The sequence below is a fragment of the Rothia sp. LK2492 genome (assembly GCF_040946345.1).
Taxonomy (GTDB): domain Bacteria; phylum Actinomycetota; class Actinomycetes; order Actinomycetales; family Micrococcaceae; genus Rothia; species Rothia endophytica.
This window is the reverse complement of record NZ_JAYWLX010000002.1, coordinates 79,516-97,471: the sequence shown is the minus strand read 5'-3', so window position 1 is coordinate 97,471 and position 17,956 is coordinate 79,516. Positions and strand designations below refer to the sequence as shown.

Below are 17,956 nucleotides of genomic sequence, written 5' to 3'. Positions count from 1 at the left end.
GTCAATGCTTCTTTCTTCAGTGTCTCGTTCTTAGAAAACTTAGGGGGCTGCGCAGAAGGACGCAAGAAGCTCAGGATCAGCACCAGCGGGGCAGGGATCAAAGGTAAAGATGACCAGGGTGCCCAGAAGAATAACGAAGGCTGAGGCGAGGAAGAGCGCAACTTTAAGAACGAAACGTACGCCGTCCTTCTCTGCATAGTCATCAATGATGACGCGCATACCGTTGGTGCCGTGAAGCATAGCTAGCCAGAGCAACAGCAGATCCCAAACCTGCCAGAAGGGGTTAGCGAGTTTACCGCCCACGAAACCGAAGTCGATGCGGTGCACACCTTCGCCCATCATGAGGTTGACAAAGAGGTGACCGAAAATTAGTACAACCAGCAGCACACCAGAGATGCGCATGTAGAGCCAGGCTGCCATCTCAAAGTTGTTGCGCTTAGAAGATGAACGGTTGTATTTAACGCCCGAAATGCTGTGATCGCGGCTACGGGGAACAGAAATCTTAGTTTTCAGCGGTGTTGCCATGGCCTAGTGACCCCCAAATACGAGCATTGCGTGACGGATAATGAAGGGAATCATGACGACTGCCCAGAGAACGAGCACACCCCACAGCATGCCCTTCTGGTTGCGGGCACCGTTCTTCCAGAAATCAATGAGGATGATACGGATACCGTTAAAAGCGTGATAAACGATAGCTGCAACTAGTACAGCTTCACCGGCACCCATAATGGGGTTCTTGTAGACGCTCATAACGACGTTGTAGGCCTCCGGAGATACACGGACTACCGCGGTATCAAGGACGTGGACCAGCAAGAAAAAGAAAATAGCAATACCGGTGATGCGGTGGGCAACCCATGACCACATACCTTCGCGGCCACGGTACAGCGTGCCCTTGGATGTATTCGGCACTGAATAACCTCCTGTGTAATGCGGTTGAAGCAGCTCTAACCTGCCTGCGCGAGCTACCCGCACAACAACCTAGTGTGTGTTCTACTCAACAGTTAGGTTAGCAGGTTTTTAGGAGTGATAATGACATTGTGTCAGTCAGATCCTTAGCTCATTGACCGGAAATTAGGGCAATTTTTAATGACTTTATTGCCTTTTTCTGCGCGATACCGCAGGGTATCCCACGGGGTTCATGTCTACACGCCCGGCAAGGGTGGGCGTACACCTCTCTAACATTTCAGCAATATGACGTTATTTATCGGTACACTTAGACACGATGAGAACACCACTTGAACGGTTCTACCCCCTCATTCCGGCCGGCGGAGTGGGCTCACGCCTCTGGCCCCTCTCTCGTGCGGTAGAACCTAAATTCCTTCTTGACCTGACCGGAACAGGCTCTTCCCTGCTTCGTGCTACCTATGATCGGCTAGTTGATCTTGCAACTGATGGGGTCATGGTAATTACCGGCGAGGCCCACGCTAATGCTGTCACCCAGCAACTGCGTGAGCTCCGGGGCTCAGACCTCGTGCTCGAACCATCGCCCAGGGATTCTGCCGCAGCTATCGGTCTTGCCAGCGCAATTCTCTACCAGCGGGACCCCGAAGCAATTATCGGCTCCTTTGCTGCTGACCATGTGATTGACCCGGTTGAAGACTTCCAGGCGGTAGTTCGTGAAGCTGTTGCTGCCGCTGCCACCGGCAAGGTTGTAACCATAGGTATCGAACCAACCGAACCCTCCACCGCTTTTGGCTACATTAAGGCCAGCAAGAGCTTGGGTGCCAAGGATGCCCCCCATGCTCTTGCCGTCGAGGAGTTCGTGGAAAAGCCGGATGCCCAGACCGCAAGCGCTTATCTTGCAACCGGTGATTACACCTGGAATGCAGGCATGTTCGTAGCTCCAGCCCAGCTCATGCTAAAGCATATTGAAGCTAATGAGCCGGAACTTTACGCAGGGATCATGCAGATTGCCGGTGCCTGGGACACTCCAGAACGCGACGCCACCATGAACAGACTGTGGGACACTCTACCTAAGACCGCCATTGACTATGCTGTGGCGGAACCCGCTGCAGCAGCAGGTGATGTCGCCATGGTTCCCGGCTCCTTCAGTTGGGACGATGTTGGTGACTTTGACGCGGTTGCCCGTCTGAATATCGAGAAAACCGGAGACGATCTCTTTGTCCTGGGTGATAAAAATAATGTCATTACCGAGGATTCCACCGGAATTATCGTCAATAATACCCACCGTAAAATTTCGGTGATTGGTATGTCTGATGTGGTGATTGTTGATACCGCTGATGCACTCCTAGTCACCGTAAGGGATGACGCGCAGAGCGTGAAAAACACCGTGGCAAAGCTCAAAGAACAGGGCTTGAATAACCTGCTTTAGGCTATAACAACACTGGAACGGGAGCCCACCAAGGTGGCTCCCATTCTTTTTAATCTTCTCATGTAAATGATTCTCATTTAAGTTATGCTGTTTTTATGCATACACCGAAACACCGATTAATCCTATCCGCTGTCACTTGCATTGCCGCTTTTGCGCTGGCAGGCTGCAGTTCGGCATCCCCTTCCAGCACCCCAGCTACCACTTCATCGGCAACTTCTAGCGCCACAGCCCAGACAGAGATTAAAGAAGCATCAGCACCCTCCTCCCGCCTAGCACTAACCCATGACGGCGGGCTCATGGTCCTGGATGGCAAGACCTTTGAGGTGCTCGAAACCATTGAAAAAGAAGGTTTTTTGAGGCTCAACCCCGCTGGGGATAACCGTCATATGGTGGTGGCAGATGGCAGCTCCTACACCATGCTGGACATGGGCGCCTGGACGCAGGAGCATGGAGACCACGACCACTACTACACCACCGCTCCCACCCTTACATCACTGAGCTTTGCAGCCGAGGGTACCGGCCACGTCATAGTGGATTACGGCAAAGGCGCGATGTTTGCGGATAAAACCGGCACCTTCGACATCTATAGCCCAGCCGACTTGACCGGCGAAGATCAGCGTACGGTCTCCACACTTGAAACAACCACTGTGACACTCCCTGAGCCCCATCACGGCCTAGCTATTCCCCTGGAAGATGACCGCTACCTGGTAGCCGCGGGCAACGATGAAGAACGCAGCGGTGCAGCTGTGGTCGATGCTGAGGGCAAGACTATCGTTGAAAACAAGGAATGCCCGGGTATTCACGGCGAGGCAGTTGCTGCAGATGGCATCATCACCGTAGGGTGCCAGGACGGTGCCCTCATTTACAAGGATGGTGCTTTTACCAAAGTCAGCAACCCAGAAGACCCCTACTCCCGCTCCGGAAACCAGGTAGGCTCTAAGGCCTCCCACTTCGTCCTAGCTGACTACAAGACCGATAAAGAGGCTGAGCTTGAACGCCCCGAGCAGTTCTCTGTCATCGACACCGACGCCAAAACCCGCACCAAGGTAGCGCTACCTGAGGGCGTTTCTTACACCTTCCGCTCTCTAGCCCGCGGTGAGCAGGGCGAACACTTGCTGCTCACCACCGACGGCAAGCTACGTTTCTATGCTGAGGACGGCGCTGAGCTGGGCGCTGTTGATGTTATGGACTCCTGGGAAGAATCTACCGTCTGGCAGGACCCCCGCCCTGCTATCTGGGTGGACGGTCACACCGCGTATGTCACCGACCCCGCCAGCAAGAAACTACACGTCATTTCCCTAGCAAAAATTGCTCAGGGCGAAGCTGAAGTCTTTGAATCAGTTGACCTACCTGAGGTACCCAATGAAATCAACGGTATCTCCCGCACCGCATCTACAAAAATATCAGCAGAGGTAGAGCACAAGCACTAGCTCCCTCACCGCCCCGCCGAATAAACGGCAGGACTGCGGGGTTTTAGCCTGCGATGCTAGTGCAGGCTGATATCTGCTAGATGGTGCCAGGTTTCCTCTGTATAGCGGTAGGCCTGTAGCTGATCGATGATAAAACTGGTGAGTTGTGAATCAAGCCCGGCAAAATCACGCAGAGACCTAGCCAGGGCGGCCTCTTCAAGACCATGAGCTAGAGTCAGATGCGGTTCATAGGGGAAGGGCGATTCTGACTTCCCCAGAAGTTCAACGGAACGGCTGTGTAGGTATCTAAAGTAGTCCGACCCGCGGGCCAAGGGCAGATAGGTGACCGGGCTAGCCGGTTGAAAGGACTCAGGCTCCCCCAGGACTACCTCAACTGCTCCGTGCCCAGCCAGGGCAGCCTCTAGCTGCCCAAGCTTCCCCTCATCCGCGCTGTCCTGGGCAATAAGAAGGGTGATATGGCAGCTCTCGGCAACCGCGCCCACCATACCGTGCTCACGCCGCCACTTGACGATACGCTCGGCAAGGGGCGGAGGCACCCGAGCAATAATACTCAGGTACCCACCACCGGTCAGCAGGGTTGGTGACACCGCCACTGTTTGCGACTCTACCTATTGGGCGGGCAAGAAGCCCACGGCGTCGTAAACGTTCTTGATCGTCACCGAAGCAATCTCGCGAGCCTTGCCAGCACCGATTGCCAGCAGACGGTCGAGCTCTGCAGGGTCATCCATGAGCTCTAGCACGCGAGCGCGGATGGGAGAGAGCTCTTCGACCACGATTTCTGCCAGGTCAACCTTGAGATGGCCGTACATCTTGCCCTCGTAGTCAGCGACGATGCTGTCAACATCGCGGCCGGTGACGGCGGAGTAGATGGAGAGCAGGTTGGAGACCCCGGGCTTATTCTCGCGGTCATAGGAAATCTCTGTGCCCGCGTCGGTGACCGCTGACTTGATTTTCTTAGCGGTCTTCTTGGGGTCATCGAGCAACCAGATAATGCCCTTGTCGGTGGCTGCCGACTTGCTCATCTTGTTGCCCGGCTCCTGCAGATCGTAAATCTTGGCGGTCTCTTTGAGTATCTTGGGCTCCGGCACTACAAAGGTGTCGCCAAAGCGGGAGTTGAAGCGCTGAGCAAGGTTGCGGGTAAGCTCCAGGTGCTGACGCTGGTCCTCACCCACCGGCACGACGTCCGCCTGGTAAAGCAGAATGTCAGCGGCCATAAGAACGGGGTAGGTGAAAAGACCTACCGAGGCGTTATCAGCACCCTGCCTGGCTGCCTTGTCCTTAAACTGGGTCATGCGCGCTGCTTCGCCGTAACCAGTAATGCAGTTCAGCACCCAGGCAAGCTGCGCGTGCTCGGGTACGTGAGACTGCACAAAGAGTGGGGTCTTTTCGGGGTCAATACCCGCAGCGATGTACTGGGCAGCTGTCTTGCGGGTGCGTTCTAAAAGTACCACGGGGTCCTGAGGCACGGTAATGGAGTGCATATCGGGGATGAAGTAAAGGCAGTCGTGGTCCTGCTGCAAGGTCACCCAGTTATTAACGGCCCCAATATAGTTACCCAGGTGCATAGAATCAGCTGAGGGCTGGGCGCCCGAGAAGGCGCGGGGAGCGCTGGTAGCTGCATGAGGAATAGAGGCTTTTGACATCTGTTCAGGCTGTGAGGTGCTCACGGGGTTTCCTTTGTGCTGAAAAGGCTGGGCTTTCAAGCTGCTAGTCGGTGGGGTTGGCCTTGGGGCTTACGCGCCTTCTTTGGCAAGTTCCATGCCGTTTTTGGCGGTGAAGTTAATGGTGTCCAGAGCTCGGTCAATCATGTCACGCGAGTGAGCATCATCAGCTTCGAGCTGCTCAGCAATAACCTTGGACTGGACCAGGCAAATCTGGAAGGAGTGCGCCAGTTTTTCGGTATGCACATCAGCCTCATACTCTGCCCGCTTCTCTGCGTGGTTTTCATAGGCCTTACGCTGGGCAATCAACGTACGGTTGACGCTCACCAGTAAATAAATAGCTAAGCCCAGCCAGGCAGTGATAACACCCGCTAGGATCCACCCCAGGACTGACTCCTCATGGGCTGCCTGCAAGATTGCCCATACCAAAAGGAGCACCAGGATTCCCATACCGATGCTTGCTCCAATGAGCACGGTTTTATTGCTTTGCTGCTGCGCTATGTTCTCTGAGCCGTTTGTTTGCATGCTCACCATTATGTCAAAGGAAATAGCGGCGTAGTGAACTGCCCGAGCAGTTTTTCAGCACCTAGACTGGAAGTATGACCGGTATTACACGTGAAACCAAGTATGTGCAGGTAGCGCGTTCGGTAAAGGAACGTTATATCAAGCCCCAGCCGCCCCACTCCCCCTTGCCCGCGGAGCGCGAGTTGCAAGCTGAGTTTGGGGTGTCGCGAGATACTGTGCGGCGAGCCCTGCGGGTGTTAGCTGACCGAGGGTTGGTCTATCACGTTCAGGGGTCGGGCACTTTTGTTGCTGCACAGCACAACACCGTGAGAGCACCGTCTCTGCGTCCCTTTACCGAGGATATGAAGGCCCGCGGTCACAGGCCTCAATCGGTAACGATCTCCTGCCACATGGTGGTTGCTCCGCCGCTCGTTGCCAGAGATTTAACCCTGGACGCCGGCGCAAAGGTCATTGAAATGAAGCGCCTGCGCAGCGCTGACGGGGCCCCAGTCGCACTGGAGACGGCCCATTTTTTACCCGAGGCTTTTGCCCATCTACAACCCGCGGTGAGCGGATCTCTTGATGCACAGCTGCGCCGCAGCGGATACAGTGTGGAATCAGCTCTCCAGCGCATCTCGGCTACCAACCTCACAAAGCAAGAGTCCACCTGGCTAGAAGTGCCCCAGGGAACCGCTGCTCTACGCGTCGAAAAAGTTGGTTTTACAAGCCGCGGCCTGGCGGTGGAGAGCACTCAGACTCTTTACCGCGCAGACCGCTATGACTTTGAAGTGCAGGTAGAACGCTAAGCGGCATCCGCCATACGCTCAGCGGTTTCAACCACGTTGACTAGCAGCATAGCCCGGGTCATGGGGCCGACGCCGCCGGGGTTGGGTGAGTACCAGCTAGCCTTAGCAACGGCCTCCGGGGAAATATCACCGGTCAGCTTCTTCTTACCGGTCTCGGCATCCTCAACTCGTGAGACACCAACGTCCAGCAAGATGGCGCCGTCCTTAACCTGGTCGGCTTTCACCGCGTGGGGTACACCCACAGCAGCAACAATCACATCCGCCTCGCGCAGGGCTGCGCTGACATCCTCGGTGCCAGTGTGCACCAGGGTAGCAGTTGCGTTAACTTCCTTACGAGTTAGTAGCAGACCTAGAGGACGACCCACGGTAATACCGCGGCCCAGTACCGCCACTTTCTTGCCCTTCCAGGAAATTCCGTGGCGCTCCACCAGCTCAATGACTCCGTTGGGGGTGCAAGGGAGAGGTGAATTCAGCTCATCCCCCACGTTCAGCACCAAGCGCCCCAGATTAGTGGGGTGCAGGCCGTCCGCGTCCTTCTCGGGTGAAATCTTCTCAAGAATACGGTGGGTGTCGATGTGTTTGGGCAAGGGTAGCTGAACAATATAGCCGGTGCAGGCAGGATCGCTGTTGAGCTGCTCCAGCTCTGCTTCTAACTCTTCCTGAGTGACGGTCTCGGGCAGCTCCACGCGGAGGGAGGCAATACCCACCTCTTCGCAGTCACGGTGCTTACCACCCACGTAGGAGTGTGAGGCAGGATCATCCCCTACCAGAACGGTGGCCAGACCGGGGGATAGACCGCGCTCTTTGAGGGCAGCAACGCGCTCGGCGAGCTCCTGCTTGATGGTGGCTGCAGTTGCCTTACCGTCAAGAATCTGAGCAGCCATCCTTACCATTCCTCAATGCCGGAGTAGAGAGGGAACTTCTCGCACAGGGCGGTGACGCGCTCACGCTGTGCAGCAACGTCAACACCAGGCTTGAGGGTTTCAGCGATAATATCTGCAACCTCGGTGAAGGCCTCAGCGTCAAAACCGCGAGTTGCCAGCGCAGGGGTACCGATACGCAGGCCGGAAGTCACCATGGGCGGGCGGGGATCGTTGGGAATCGAGTTGCGGTTCACGGTAATGCCTGCCTCGTGCAGCAGGTCCTCTGCCTCTTTACCGTTAATCGCAGCGTTGCGCAGATCAACCAGCACCAGGTGCACACCGGTGCCACCGGTTAGGACGCTAATACCCGCCTCAGCAACATCTGGCTGAGATAGGCGCTCTGCAAGAATCTTAGCTCCCTCAAGAGTGCGCTGCTGGCGATCCTTGAACATCTCAGAGCCAGCAATTTTAAAGGCGGTTGCCTTACCCGCAATAGCGTGCATGAGGGGGCCGCCCTGCTGACCGGGGAATACCGCCGAATCGATTTTCTTCTTGAGGTCTTCAATGCACATGATGAAGCCCGATCGGGGGCCAGCCAAAGTCTTATGCACGGTTGAGGACACCACATGGGCATAGGGCACCGGTGAGGGGTGTAGGCCGGCCGCGACCAGACCCGCGAAGTGCGCCATATCAACCCAGAGGTAGGCTCCCACCTCATCAGCAATCGCACGGAAGGCAGCAAAATCTAGCTGGCGAGTGTAGGCACTCCAGCCGGCAATAATTACCTTAGGCTTTTCCGCTAGAGCCAGCTCACGAACCTCGTCCATGTTCACCCGTCCGGTCTCTTCGTCTACGCCGTAGGCAACCACTTCATAGAGTTTGCCAGACACATTCAGCTTCATGCCATGCGTCAGGTGACCACCGTGGGCTAGGGATAGGCCCATAATTTTATCCCCGGGGGTGAGCAGAGCATGCATCACCGCATTATTCGCCTGGGCGCCAGAATGCGGCTGGACGTTAGCGTGGTCAGCACCAAAAAGCGCTTTAGCGCGGTCAATAGCTAGCTGCTCCACCACGTCCACGTGCTCGCAACCGCCATAGTAGCGGCGCCCCGGGTAGCCTTCAGCGTACTTATTGGTCAGAACGGAACCCTGGGCTTCAAGAACCGCGCGCGGGGCAAAGTTCTCTGAAGCAATCATTTCTAGGGTGTTCTGCTGGCGGCCCTGCTCAGCAGCAATCGCTTCAGCAATTTCAGGGTCTACCTCTGCCAGGGGCAGATTGGTCACGTTCGGGGAAAGGTTGGTCATGCCACATCCTTTGGTGTAGTGAATCAGGCGCTGCCCGGCACAATGGGCAGACTCCCACCCGTAAACAGGTGGGGTTCTAAGGATTAAGTGTATGTGAGCTGCACCCCGTCTGCTCAATTGAGACATGGCTATCTGAGAAATTGCGGCAGATCGTCCGCTCTGAACTCACAGAGAAGAGTGGCCGGGTCTAGCCCTGACGCAAAATCGTGCGTGCAAACTCGAAATAGCGGTCAGCGTCGAAGTTAGCTAATGCAGTCGATTGCATCACAAAACCGGTAAAAACACTCAGCACAGCAGCTGCCAGCATGTCTAACCAAATTTCCAGTTCAGAACCGGTCAGATCCAGTTCAGCCTCAGCCCACCGTCGGTAAACCGCTATCATACGATCTCTCAACTGCCCCAGTTGCTCGTCAACTACCGCCGCGATTTCAGGGACGGTCGCAGCCTCACCCCAGGTGATAGCAAAAAAACGGGTGAGCTGGTGGTCGGTCTGTAGTTCTCGCAAGCAATGTTCCACAAAGTCCCAGGGCAATTCATCAGAGGAAGCAGTAAACCTGTCTAGATTTACACGGGCTGCAGCAGACATCAGCTCGGTTTTGCTCGAAAAATGATTATAAATAGCTCCGGCCGATAGACCAGTCGCAGCAATAATTTCGCTCATTGAAGCCTGCTGGTAGCCGCTCCGGGCAAAAAGAGACCGAGCCACCTCCACAATTTCGGAACGGCGATTTTGCATATATTCTTGACTGACTTTCGGCACGTTCCCTATTTTAGGACACCTTGATAACCCAGGTGCGCCAGTGCCTCCGCACATAAACATCCCCTTTTGTTGCTAGACTTTGAAAGAATATTGTGGCGCACTAGGGAATACGCGCCAACCATGCCCCTTTGCCTGGCCTACTAGGCATAGGTGCCCGCACGTGTATTCCGTATCGTCATGGGGGAAGGCAATACCGTGGATAGCTCACCGTCGCGGCGCGCAATGCGCGAGCAACAACGAAAGAAAACCATCCGGAAATGGGCAGCCACTGCTGCAGCAGCTACTATTCTGCTTTCGGGCGGAGTAGTAGTCGCTAATCATCTCATTGAAGGTGAGAGTAGGGGAACCTCACCGTCTCAGCAAGCTCTGCCTCCGGAGTGCGCAACCACCCGGAACGTCACCGTTGAGACCACGCCCACCATGGCACAGGTTCTTGAAAAAATCCCGGTTGATCCAGAAAAATGTATCACCCTTGATGTAAATATCGGTGAGAGCTCGGGAAAGGTGCTTTCGCAGGCGGCAAGCGGCAGCCCATATACCAACCTGTGGATCCCTGATTCTTCAACCCGTGCCACGCTGGCCATGGCCGAAGCCAAGACCGAGCTGACCTCCATCTCAGATTCACTGGCTCAAACGGTAGCGGTGGTGGTTACCGCAGCTGATACCCCCCACTTCAATCATTGGACCGATACCCTCGCTGACGGCGACGCCGCAAAAATGGGGGATCCTCGGCAAAATTCGGGTGCTTTCGCGGCATTCATGTCGGGAGTTGCTGAGGTATCAGCTGGTCAAAGTTCCCCCGAGAAACTCGCTGAAGGTACGGGCCTGCGTGCCACCACCATTGGCGTGGACGGCGAACCCCCTACGTCCGAAGATTTACTCGCACAGGTTGAGAAGGGCGAAATCCCGGCGGCGGTAGTTACCGAGGATGTATTTACCCGCTACCGCGCAGAACACGGCAGTGAATCCCTCAAGGCAACCGCGCCGGGTAGCAGCTCAGCGATACTGGATTTTCCGCTCTACAGAACCTCGACCGGCACCAATAGCGCTATCGACGACGCCGCCGCACTAATCAGCGATTTTATGGCAAGCGATGAAGGCCACCAGGCACTTTCTGAGGCAGGTCTGCGGCCCACCGGGCAAGAAGCTCTAAAGGATGGTGGGGCCCTAGGCAGTGTCACCCCGCTGACCCCAACCGATCCCGAAATTTTGGAGCGGACCTGGCTGAGTTACTCCCTGCAGTCCGCCCCTCTGAACGCTTTGGTTATTCTGGATGCTTCTGGGTCTATGCTGACTCCCGTAGAGGGGACCGATAAGACCCGTATGGACCTCACGGTGGACTCCGCGCTGGCAGGGTCACAGCTCTTCCCAGCTCGTGATTCTATGGGTCTTTGGAAGTTCTCCCGTAATCTCGCATTACCCGATGGCTGTATCTCCGATTACCAGAAACTGGTACCGGTGCGTGGTATGGAAGAGCTCACCGATGGGAAGACTCAACGTGAACTCCTTCAGGAGGCTGGAACCAGCATCTCAGGGTCTATCGGGAGCACCGATCCCACAGCTTTGCATGACACCCTGCTAGCGGGCTTCCGAGAGTTAAAAGAACATTACGAACCCGGGGCAGCCAACGTGGTCATTATGCTGACCGATGGTGAGAACTACGATGAGGGTTCCATCTCTCAAGAGGAACTTATCTCCACCATCCAGGCTGAGCAGGACGCCGATGAGCCTGTTTTCATCCTTCTGATTGGTATTTCGCAGGACGCCAACATGGAGGCGCTCCAGACTATCGCGTCGGTCACCGGCGGTGAGGCCTACCCGGCGCTCTCCCCCACTGACGTTCAGGTGATCTTCTCTGAAGGCTTGACTCAGGTTGCTGCCAAAAAGGCGAAGGAAGCAACCCAGTAAACCAGCGGGCTAGATGAGCCAGAAGCAAAGGACCCGCGGTGCCCTGAAAGTACCTCTCTAGGTGGGTACTTCTCCAGGGGACAGCGGGTCCTTTTGTGTGCAAGGGGTGTTGGTGGAAGAAGTGACGGGATGGAGGGCAAAATTCCGAGCGAGCGATGGATATAAATTTTGCCCGGAATCGGTGCCCGCCCTCCAGCGGAAACTTCTTAGTGGAAGAAGTGACGGGCACCGGTAAAGTACATGCTCACCCCAGCCTCTTGAGCTGCTGCGATGACTTCTTCGTCGCGGATGGAGCCACCGGGCTGAACGACGGCGCGCACCCCGGCGTCCAAAAGTACCTGTAGGCCGTCTGCGAACGGGAAGAAGGCGTCTGAGGCAGCTACTGCCCCGCGGGCGCGTTCGTCTCCGTCGGCTAGGGTGTTGGCGCGTTCTACCGAGAGGCGGCAGGAGTCTACGCGGTTGACCTGGCCCATGCCGATGCCCACTGCAGCACCGTGGTTAGCCAGCAGGATGGCGTTGGACTTAGCTGAGCGTAGTGCTCGCCAGGCGAAGGTCAGATCTGCTAGGGTTTTTGCGTCGACGGCTTCGCCGGCAACCAGTTGCCAGTTTTCGGGGGCGTCGCCATCTGCGTCCAGGCGGTCCGCCTGTTGAATGAGGGCCCCACCTGAGATCTGTCGGTATTCTAGGGTATCCAGGGCGAAGTCGGCGGGTAGCTGTAGGATGCGCAGGTTCTTTTTGCTCTGCAGAATCTCCAGTGCTTGAGCGCTGTAGGAGGGGGCAATGATGACCTCGGTGAAGATGCCCTTGACGGTTTCTGCCATGGCTGCGGTGACCTCGCGGTTAGCGGCAATAACGCCGCCGTAGGCTGAGAGGGGGTCGCAGGCGTGTGCTTTAGCGTGGGCGTCAGCAATTGGGTCAGCAGCACTGGCTGAGCTAACAGCGATTCCGCAGGGGTTGTTGTGTTTGATGATGGCAACGGCGGGCTCATCAAAGTCGTAGGCGGCGCGCAGGGCGGCATCGCCATCGACGTAGTTGTTGTAGCTCATGGCCTTGCCACCGAGCAGAGTTGCCTGGGCAATGCCCGGGGAGGCGGCGGCGTTGGTGTAGAGCGCGCCTGCCTGGTGGGGGTTTTCGCCGTAGCGCAGGGTGTCGGTCAGTTCAAAGGAGTTCCCTGCGAAGGGCGGCCAGATTTGCTCGTCATTGGTTTCAAACTGGGCTGCGGTCCAGGTGGCAACAGCGGTGTCATAGGCTGCGGTGTGGGCGAAGGCGGCGGACGCCAGGGCGCGACGCTGAGCTAGGTTGAAACCCCCGTTTTTGGCAGCTTCCACCACGGTGTTGTAGCGGGCCGGATCCACCACGATAGCTACAGCATCGTGATTCTTAGCAGCGGCACGCACCATGGAAGGCCCACCGATATCGATTTTCTCGATGATAGCGTCCTGATCAGCGCCGGACTTCACGGTATCGACGAAGGGGTAGAGGTTCACGACCACCAGGTCAAAAGCTTCAATGTCCATCTCTGCCAGAGTGTCGATGTGCTCCTGCTTGCGACGGTCAGCCAGGATACCAGCGTGGACGCGGGGGTGCAGGGTCTTAACGCGGCCCTCTAGGCACTCGGGGAAACCGGTCACATCTGAGACTTCAGTGACGGGCACGCCAGCTGCAGCGATGGTGGAGGCAGTGGAACCGGTGGAGACAATCGCGACCCCGGCTTCGTGCAGACCTTTGGCAAGATCTTCAAGGCCGGTCTTGTCAAAAACAGAAATGAGAGCGCGTTTGAGAGGTACGCGATCCAGCTGAATGAGGCTCACTAATGAACTCCGTTTCTTGTGCTGCGTGGGGCAGCAGGTGGTTGAGATACGTGAGTCGTATTTGAGAGCCCCGACCCGCGGGCTCAGCCCCGCGGGGCTAAAACTGTGGGTTTAAGGGGGAGGCTTCTAGCTGACCGATAGTTTTAACCAGAAGCGCTCGTTCTTTCAGCTTGATGCGTTCGTGCAGGGTTTCTTCGGTATCATCGGGCAGGACGTCCACCGCGGCTTGTGCCAAGATGGGGCCGGTATCAACCCCAGAATCAACCAGGTGCACGGTTAGACCGGTTACTTTCACCCCGTGGGCTAGTGCATCACGCACCCCGTGAGCTCCCGGAAAAGAGGGCAGAAGGGCGGGGTGGGTGTTGATGATACGGCCAGCAAAACGATCCACCAGCTGGGCATCTACGATGCGCATGAAACCCGCGAAGACAATGTAGTCGGGGCGATAAGCAGCGATTGCCTCTTCTAGTGCCCTGTTCCAGGCTGGGCGGTCTTGATAGTCAGCCGGTTGTACTAGGAAGGTTTCGATACCGGCGGCTACGGCTCGTTCAATGCCCTGACAGGGCTTATCTGCCCCCACTGCCACCACTTCGGTGGGCAGCTGGCCGGCCTTAACGGCGTCCACAATAGACTGCAGATTGGTGCCCGAACCGGAGACCATTACAACAACACGCATGGACTATAGTTTAGCTCACTCACCCACGAGATGTTGCTCTTTTCAGTGGGGCGGTAAGGTGGTATCTATGTCTGAGAACCATGAGCAGCCGAGTGCGCCCAGCCTTGAAGCCCTAGAGAACATCCGCATCTGGTCGCGGTGCACCTTCTTGTCACTGGTTCTCGCTTTTGGAATGACCAACTTTCCGGGGTGGGGCAACGCTCTTGCACTGCCTCTTTTTGCGCTCACCATTGGCTTCGCTATCACCACCATGGTAAAAATGCTGAAGGCTAAGTTCCCTTTTTTCTCGGTGCTGCTGATGGTTATGATCGTGGTCTGGTCGCTCTTTCTTAGCCTCTCATCGGGTGTTCAATTACTCTTCCCCGAGACTGCCGGCAATTACGCCACCTGTCTAGAGCAAGCGCTCACCATTGCCCGCAGCAATCAGTGCACCGAACAAATGAGTGACGGTATTTTCAGTCAGATTATGGGCGGCAACTAGCCTAAGAGCTAGCTCCGACGCCGGGACTTAGGGCGGCGTATGACCGGCCGGAAGGTTTTCTTAGGCTCTTCGGCAGGCTCGGTATCTGTACCAGCTACCGTGTCAGCGGCCTCTTCCTCAGGCAGTAAGGGAGCCGAAGTTTCTTCAGCGTCCGTCTCAATCTCACTGCTGACGCTTTCAGCCTCAGGCACCGCGTCAGCTGCCGAGTCTAGTTCTGCGGCATCATCAGTGGTTTTTTCTCCCGTTTCAGCTCGTACTGAACCGGTGGCTTCTTCCCCGTTAGTCTCAGGAGTCTCAGCCTCAATACTTGCTACCTTCTGACCCCGGCGCTTGCGCTTAAAACGAGTCTTGGGGTTGGCGGCATCCTCTGCGAATCGGTCAAGCTCACCGGTGGTATCACGCACCATCACGTGGGCTAGTCCCAGACCCAGCATGATGCCAGCGGCCAGTAGCACCGCAGCATACAGCCCAAACACCAGGGGGTTGGGGCCAATCTCGGTAAAGCGCCCCAGGCCCAAAGAACCGTTGGCAATCCAGCCCAGCAGAGCTGTAACCGTAAAGGTAGGAACCATGCTAAAGATCGCTAGACAGAGGGTAGAGAGCGGCCAAGAATACCAACGGAAACGAATTTTGAGGGCAAACCACTCATCCAGGTGATTTTCACCTTCACGGAAGAACCACCAGCCTCCCACCGCACCGGCAGCTACCGGCACTACCAGCGCCAACAGCCCCAGTGGGTAGGACGCGTGCGGCAGAGCCCCCAAAATGGGAAGGGCGGGCATCACACCAGCGTCGGTGCCGGTCAAATCAATCGATGTACCGGTGCCCAGAGCAAAGCCAGCCCCGGAGCTCCACGCCATGGCGTATATAACAAAATTAGGGATGAGACCCAGCTGCAACAGAGTCAGAGCAGTACCGCCCACAGCCCCAGCACGCAGGGTCTGGTAGAGGGCGATAACATCATCCCAGTGCCAGAAAACAGTGAGCGCCAACAGCAGGGCCCCGCCAGCTCCCAGCGCCAGCACACTCACCAGAGCAGCACGTACCGCTGCCCAAATGTAAGAGCCAGCCCAGCGGGAATACTGGCTAAATTTCTTAACCCAGTCGGCAGCATTCACACCAATCATGGCAGCCAAGGAGCCTGACTCCGCGTAACCACCGGCTAGGACACCCAGCGCCACTACCCACAGGGGAATAAGCGCCGCAAAAACCGGCGAGGTGGCAAAGTAGTCGCCGGTTGAAAGCGCACTAATAGCTACGCTAACCAGCGCGTAAGCACCCATACCGCCCAGTAGTGGCTGCCAGAATTGCCCCTCATAGGAGGCCCTCGCCAAACGCCTACCCGAACGGTAACAGAGCGCTAAAGGTATCAGTGTCAGCCCCAGAGGCATAAGACTCATCGTGCCCGAAATCGCCGAGAATGCACCCTGCGTTGGGATGTCCATAGCCAGTGGAACACCGTGCACCAGCAACCAAGTATGGCCGGCTACCGAGGTAGCACCGGCAAAGGTGCTGTTATCAAAACCGTTGGTATACCAAACAGCTGCCAACAAAAAGACAACGGCCAGGTAACTCAGCGCTGCAACGAGGGCAAGCTCAACGGCACCCTGCAACCACAGGGGCATGGGTAAAGAACGCGGGGGGCGGGCTGGTGTTTTCATCGCTTTTATCATGTCATGTTTCGTTTGCTGATACCCAAGCGCTCGGCGCCTTTACAGCAAGTTCCCCGAATGATGTTGAGCATGTTAGGTAAAGTGCACCTATGAGCATTGACCCATCCTACGTTCTGATTACTGGTGCCTCAGCTGGCATCGGCGCCGAATTTGCGCGCCAGTACGCCGCCGCCGGTTACCATTTGGTACTGACAGCTCGCAGGGTTGGCCCGCTGCAAGAGCTGGCTGAAAACCTGCGGGCGGAGTGCGGTGTCACCGTTGAGGTGCTTCCCGCTGACCTGCTCAATCCCGATGATTTAGAGCGCCTGGTAGCCCGTTTACAGCAGGATGAAGCTCCGGTGGAAATTCTGGTCAACAATGCAGGCTTCGGTTTAGGCAGCTCTTTCGACGCTGCCACTGCCCAGCAGCACCTTGCCCAGGTGGATGTTCTCGCTAAAGTTCCGTTGCTGCTCATGCACACCGCTATCACTACCATGCTGCCCAGGGGCAGGGGGCGCATCATTAACGTCGCCTCGGTGGCAGCCTTCACCCCCGGCGGCACCTACTCAGCGGTCAAAAGGTTTTTAGTCTCTATCTCAGAGTCAGCCAACCTACAGTACGCGCCGCGCGGCATCACCGTCACAGCCGTCTGCCCGGGTCTCACCCGCTCAGAATTCCACGATGCCATGGGGCAAGCAGCCCCTTCTCTACCTGGTTTTCTCTGGTTGACCCCGCAGAGGGTAGTAGCGGATGCCACTGCTGCTAGTCACCGGGGCAAAGCGCTCTGCGTGCCCTCAGTACCCTACAAAGTTGCGGTGAGCCTCACCAAGATTCTGCCCCGGGCAGCGGTGGCCAAGCTGATTGCGCGCACACGCAACTACTAGAGGAACAGCAGGGATGTCATGAGGCGCCTTCGAGCCAGGGATTTGAAGCGGGCACGCCCCAGCTGCGGTAGACCTCCGCCTTAGATGAGATAATTTCAAGCTCATGTACCGCCGCTGTGGCGCTCATCAGACCTTCCAGAGCAGCGGTTGGCAATGGGGTGGACGCCGCTGAGCCCACCGCGTGTAACTTAGGTTCGGCGTGCCGTCCGGCCCATTCCAGGGAGACTCGGGCGTCCACGTCCAGCACGTGATCGTTAAAGCGGTCGGTGAGCTCAGCCAACCAGCGGTCTGTCTCGGGGTAGGGGTAGAGACCCTTTAGCTCACCAAGGCTCAGCACCGAAATGTAGAGGGTGCGGTAGGAGCTGCGGCGCAAAAATGCCACCACAGTGGGGTGCGGGTTTACCTTGCGGATTTCGGCAAGGACGTCCGAATCAAGAAGAAGACCTACCTGGCTCATGCAGCTTTCAGAACACCGTATTCAGTAGCAGGGATGCCGCTCGGGTTAGGAGCCAGCAAAAAATTCAGGAACTCGCTACGCTCGTTCGAAATACGAGTGTAGTCCTGAATACTCATCGCGGTAAAACCACCGCGGGCAGGTACAGATGCAGCAGAGATATTCTTCTGGACAGAGATGTGGGGGCGAGCATTTGACATGGTGCCTTTGCGCGTAAGGTGCGCGTTCCTTTCATAACGTGCTCTTGTCTACACCAAACAGCGCCGATATGCGCGATGCAGACCGCTTCGTCATCCGAGCCACCCGTGAACATGGGGTTGGCGTTCAACTAAAGTCGGAGCTTAGCAGTTGAAACTCTTGAAGCTGGTTAAAACTGTAACCTACACCGGCCCAGCCTGTAAACAGGTTTCTCACCATTTGGTTGAGC

19 protein-coding genes and 1 riboswitch are annotated in these 17,956 nt (G+C 56.5%); of the genes, 6 read left to right on the top strand and 13 right to left on the bottom strand.

Annotated features, from left to right (window positions below; genetic code table 11):
* Positions 1 to 39: 39 nt before the first annotated feature.
* Positions 40 to 525, bottom strand: a complete 486-nt coding sequence (gene sdhD / locus VVR27_RS02630; RefSeq protein ID WP_346873453.1) for a succinate dehydrogenase, hydrophobic membrane anchor protein — start codon at positions 523 to 525, stop codon at positions 40 to 42.
* Between the two features lie 3 nt (positions 526 to 528).
* Complete coding sequence (gene sdhC / locus VVR27_RS02625) at positions 529 to 909, bottom strand: succinate dehydrogenase, cytochrome b556 subunit (RefSeq protein ID WP_368546953.1); 381 nt, start codon at positions 907 to 909, stop codon at positions 529 to 531.
* Positions 910 to 1,222: 313 nt separating this feature from the next.
* Here sdhC and VVR27_RS02620 point away from each other — a divergent pair, with 313 nt between their 5' ends.
* Together VVR27_RS02620 and VVR27_RS02615 are read left to right on the top strand one after the other, a co-directional pair.
* Positions 1,223 to 2,332, top strand: a complete 1,110-nt coding sequence (locus tag VVR27_RS02620; RefSeq protein WP_346873455.1) for a mannose-1-phosphate guanylyltransferase — start codon at positions 1,223 to 1,225, stop codon at positions 2,330 to 2,332.
* A gap of 95 nt (positions 2,333 to 2,427) precedes the next feature.
* Positions 2,428 to 3,762 (top strand): hypothetical protein, encoded by a 1,335-nt coding sequence (locus VVR27_RS02615; RefSeq protein ID WP_368546952.1) that lies wholly within the window; start codon positions 2,428 to 2,430, stop codon positions 3,760 to 3,762.
* 56 nt (positions 3,763 to 3,818) lie between these two features.
* Here VVR27_RS02615 and VVR27_RS02610 read toward each other — a convergent pair whose 3' ends face one another.
* From VVR27_RS02610 to VVR27_RS02600, 3 genes are all read right to left on the bottom strand, one after another.
* Positions 3,819 to 4,355, bottom strand: coding sequence for a 2'-5' RNA ligase family protein (locus tag VVR27_RS02610; protein ID WP_368546951.1), 537 nt, complete (start codon positions 4,353 to 4,355; stop codon positions 3,819 to 3,821).
* A gap of 15 nt (positions 4,356 to 4,370) precedes the next feature.
* Complete coding sequence (gene trpS / locus VVR27_RS02605; protein ID WP_368547154.1) at positions 4,371 to 5,405, bottom strand: tryptophan--tRNA ligase; 1,035 nt, start codon at positions 5,403 to 5,405, stop codon at positions 4,371 to 4,373.
* Between the two features lie 90 nt (positions 5,406 to 5,495).
* Positions 5,496 to 5,948: a hypothetical protein gene (locus VVR27_RS02600; protein WP_346873458.1), complete on the bottom strand. Its 453-nt coding sequence runs from the start codon at positions 5,946 to 5,948 to the stop codon at positions 5,496 to 5,498.
* Between the two features lie 74 nt (positions 5,949 to 6,022).
* Here VVR27_RS02600 and VVR27_RS02595 point away from each other — a divergent pair, with 74 nt between their 5' ends.
* Positions 6,023 to 6,733: a GntR family transcriptional regulator gene (locus VVR27_RS02595; protein WP_368546950.1), complete on the top strand. Its 711-nt coding sequence runs from the start codon at positions 6,023 to 6,025 to the stop codon at positions 6,731 to 6,733.
* Here VVR27_RS02595 and VVR27_RS02590 read toward each other — a convergent pair.
* The 3 genes from VVR27_RS02590 to VVR27_RS02580 form a co-directional block, all read right to left on the bottom strand.
* Positions 6,730 to 7,617 (bottom strand): bifunctional methylenetetrahydrofolate dehydrogenase/methenyltetrahydrofolate cyclohydrolase, encoded by an 888-nt coding sequence (locus VVR27_RS02590; RefSeq protein ID WP_368546949.1) that lies wholly within the window; start codon positions 7,615 to 7,617, stop codon positions 6,730 to 6,732. The genes VVR27_RS02595 and VVR27_RS02590 overlap by 4 nt on opposite strands.
* Before the next feature lie 2 nt (positions 7,618 to 7,619).
* Positions 7,620 to 8,903, bottom strand: coding sequence for a serine hydroxymethyltransferase (gene glyA, locus VVR27_RS02585; protein WP_368546948.1), 1,284 nt, complete (start codon positions 8,901 to 8,903; stop codon positions 7,620 to 7,622).
* Between the two features lie 187 nt (positions 8,904 to 9,090).
* Positions 9,091 to 9,663: a TetR/AcrR family transcriptional regulator gene (locus tag VVR27_RS02580; protein ID WP_368546947.1), complete on the bottom strand. Its 573-nt coding sequence runs from the start codon at positions 9,661 to 9,663 to the stop codon at positions 9,091 to 9,093.
* Positions 9,664 to 9,813: 150 nt separating this feature from the next.
* Between VVR27_RS02580 and VVR27_RS02575 the strand changes: the two genes are divergently transcribed.
* Entirely contained in the window at positions 9,814 to 11,571 is a 1,758-nt protein-coding gene (locus VVR27_RS02575) for a substrate-binding domain-containing protein (protein WP_368546946.1), read from the top strand.
* A gap of 206 nt (positions 11,572 to 11,777) precedes the next feature.
* On the opposite strand, the gene purH is transcribed toward VVR27_RS02575, so the two are convergent.
* On the bottom strand, positions 11,778 to 13,382 hold the full coding sequence (purH, locus tag VVR27_RS02570; protein ID WP_368546945.1) for a bifunctional phosphoribosylaminoimidazolecarboxamide formyltransferase/IMP cyclohydrolase: 1,605 nt from the start codon (positions 13,380 to 13,382) through the stop codon (positions 11,778 to 11,780).
* A 97-nt stretch (positions 13,383 to 13,479) separates the two neighbouring features.
* Positions 13,480 to 14,058: a phosphoribosylglycinamide formyltransferase gene (purN, locus tag VVR27_RS02565; protein ID WP_346873464.1), complete on the bottom strand. Its 579-nt coding sequence runs from the start codon at positions 14,056 to 14,058 to the stop codon at positions 13,480 to 13,482.
* Between the two features lie 67 nt (positions 14,059 to 14,125).
* Between purN and VVR27_RS02560 the strand changes: the two genes are divergently transcribed.
* Positions 14,126 to 14,539: a hypothetical protein gene (locus tag VVR27_RS02560; protein ID WP_368546944.1), complete on the top strand. Its 414-nt coding sequence runs from the start codon at positions 14,126 to 14,128 to the stop codon at positions 14,537 to 14,539.
* 8 nt (positions 14,540 to 14,547) lie between these two features.
* Here the strand turns inward: VVR27_RS02560 and VVR27_RS02555 are convergent, their stop codons facing one another.
* Entirely contained in the window at positions 14,548 to 16,200 is a 1,653-nt protein-coding gene (locus VVR27_RS02555; RefSeq protein ID WP_368546943.1) for a DUF6350 family protein, read from the bottom strand.
* A 101-nt stretch (positions 16,201 to 16,301) separates the two neighbouring features.
* Between VVR27_RS02555 and VVR27_RS02550 the strand changes: the two genes are divergently transcribed.
* The gene (locus VVR27_RS02550; RefSeq protein WP_368546942.1) at positions 16,302 to 17,075 is read left to right on the top strand and encodes an SDR family NAD(P)-dependent oxidoreductase; all 774 of its coding nucleotides are present in this window, start codon (positions 16,302 to 16,304) and stop codon (positions 17,073 to 17,075) included.
* Positions 17,076 to 17,091: 16 nt separating this feature from the next.
* Here the strand turns inward: VVR27_RS02550 and VVR27_RS02545 are convergent, their stop codons facing one another.
* Together VVR27_RS02545 and VVR27_RS02540 are read right to left on the bottom strand one after the other, a co-directional pair.
* Positions 17,092 to 17,532, bottom strand: a complete 441-nt coding sequence (locus tag VVR27_RS02545; RefSeq protein WP_346873468.1) for a plasmid stabilization protein — start codon at positions 17,530 to 17,532, stop codon at positions 17,092 to 17,094.
* Positions 17,529 to 17,729: a nuclease PIN gene (locus tag VVR27_RS02540; protein WP_251380616.1), complete on the bottom strand. Its 201-nt coding sequence runs from the start codon at positions 17,727 to 17,729 to the stop codon at positions 17,529 to 17,531. Before VVR27_RS02540 ends, VVR27_RS02545 begins: the two co-directional genes overlap by 4 nt.
* 35 nt (positions 17,730 to 17,764) lie before the next feature.
* Positions 17,765 to 17,892, bottom strand: a riboswitch (SAM riboswitch).
* Positions 17,893 to 17,956 lie beyond the last annotated feature (64 nt).

What these genes read in the sequence shown, in the direction of transcription:
- VVR27_RS02595 (WP_368546950.1), top strand. Translation starts at nt 6,023, where the DNA reads ATGACCGGTATTACACGTGAAACCAAGTATGTGCAGGTAGCGCGTTCG.
- VVR27_RS02545 (WP_346873468.1), bottom strand. Translation starts at nt 17,532, where the DNA reads ATGAGCCAGGTAGGTCTTCTTCTTGATTCGGACGTCCTTGCCGAAATC.
- VVR27_RS02555 (WP_368546943.1), bottom strand. Translation starts at nt 16,200, where the DNA reads ATGAAAACACCAGCCCGCCCCCCGCGTTCTTTACCCATGCCCCTGTGG.
- VVR27_RS02600 (WP_346873458.1), bottom strand. Translation starts at nt 5,948, where the DNA reads ATGCAAACAAACGGCTCAGAGAACATAGCGCAGCAGCAAAGCAATAAA.
- VVR27_RS02620 (WP_346873455.1), top strand. Translation starts at nt 1,223, where the DNA reads ATGAGAACACCACTTGAACGGTTCTACCCCCTCATTCCGGCCGGCGGA.
- sdhD (WP_346873453.1), bottom strand. Translation starts at nt 525, where the DNA reads ATGGCAACACCGCTGAAAACTAAGATTTCTGTTCCCCGTAGCCGCGAT.
- VVR27_RS02615 (WP_368546952.1), top strand. Translation starts at nt 2,428, where the DNA reads ATGCATACACCGAAACACCGATTAATCCTATCCGCTGTCACTTGCATT.
- purN (WP_346873464.1), bottom strand. Translation starts at nt 14,058, where the DNA reads ATGCGTGTTGTTGTAATGGTCTCCGGTTCGGGCACCAATCTGCAGTCT.
- VVR27_RS02550 (WP_368546942.1), top strand. Translation starts at nt 16,302, where the DNA reads ATGAGCATTGACCCATCCTACGTTCTGATTACTGGTGCCTCAGCTGGC.
- VVR27_RS02590 (WP_368546949.1), bottom strand. Translation starts at nt 7,617, where the DNA reads ATGGCTGCTCAGATTCTTGACGGTAAGGCAACTGCAGCCACCATCAAG.
- trpS (WP_368547154.1), bottom strand. Translation starts at nt 5,405, where the DNA reads ATGTCAAAAGCCTCTATTCCTCATGCAGCTACCAGCGCTCCCCGCGCC.
- VVR27_RS02540 (WP_251380616.1), bottom strand. Translation starts at nt 17,729, where the DNA reads ATGTCAAATGCTCGCCCCCACATCTCTGTCCAGAAGAATATCTCTGCT.
- VVR27_RS02560 (WP_368546944.1), top strand. Translation starts at nt 14,126, where the DNA reads ATGTCTGAGAACCATGAGCAGCCGAGTGCGCCCAGCCTTGAAGCCCTA.
- glyA (WP_368546948.1), bottom strand. Translation starts at nt 8,903, where the DNA reads ATGACCAACCTTTCCCCGAACGTGACCAATCTGCCCCTGGCAGAGGTA.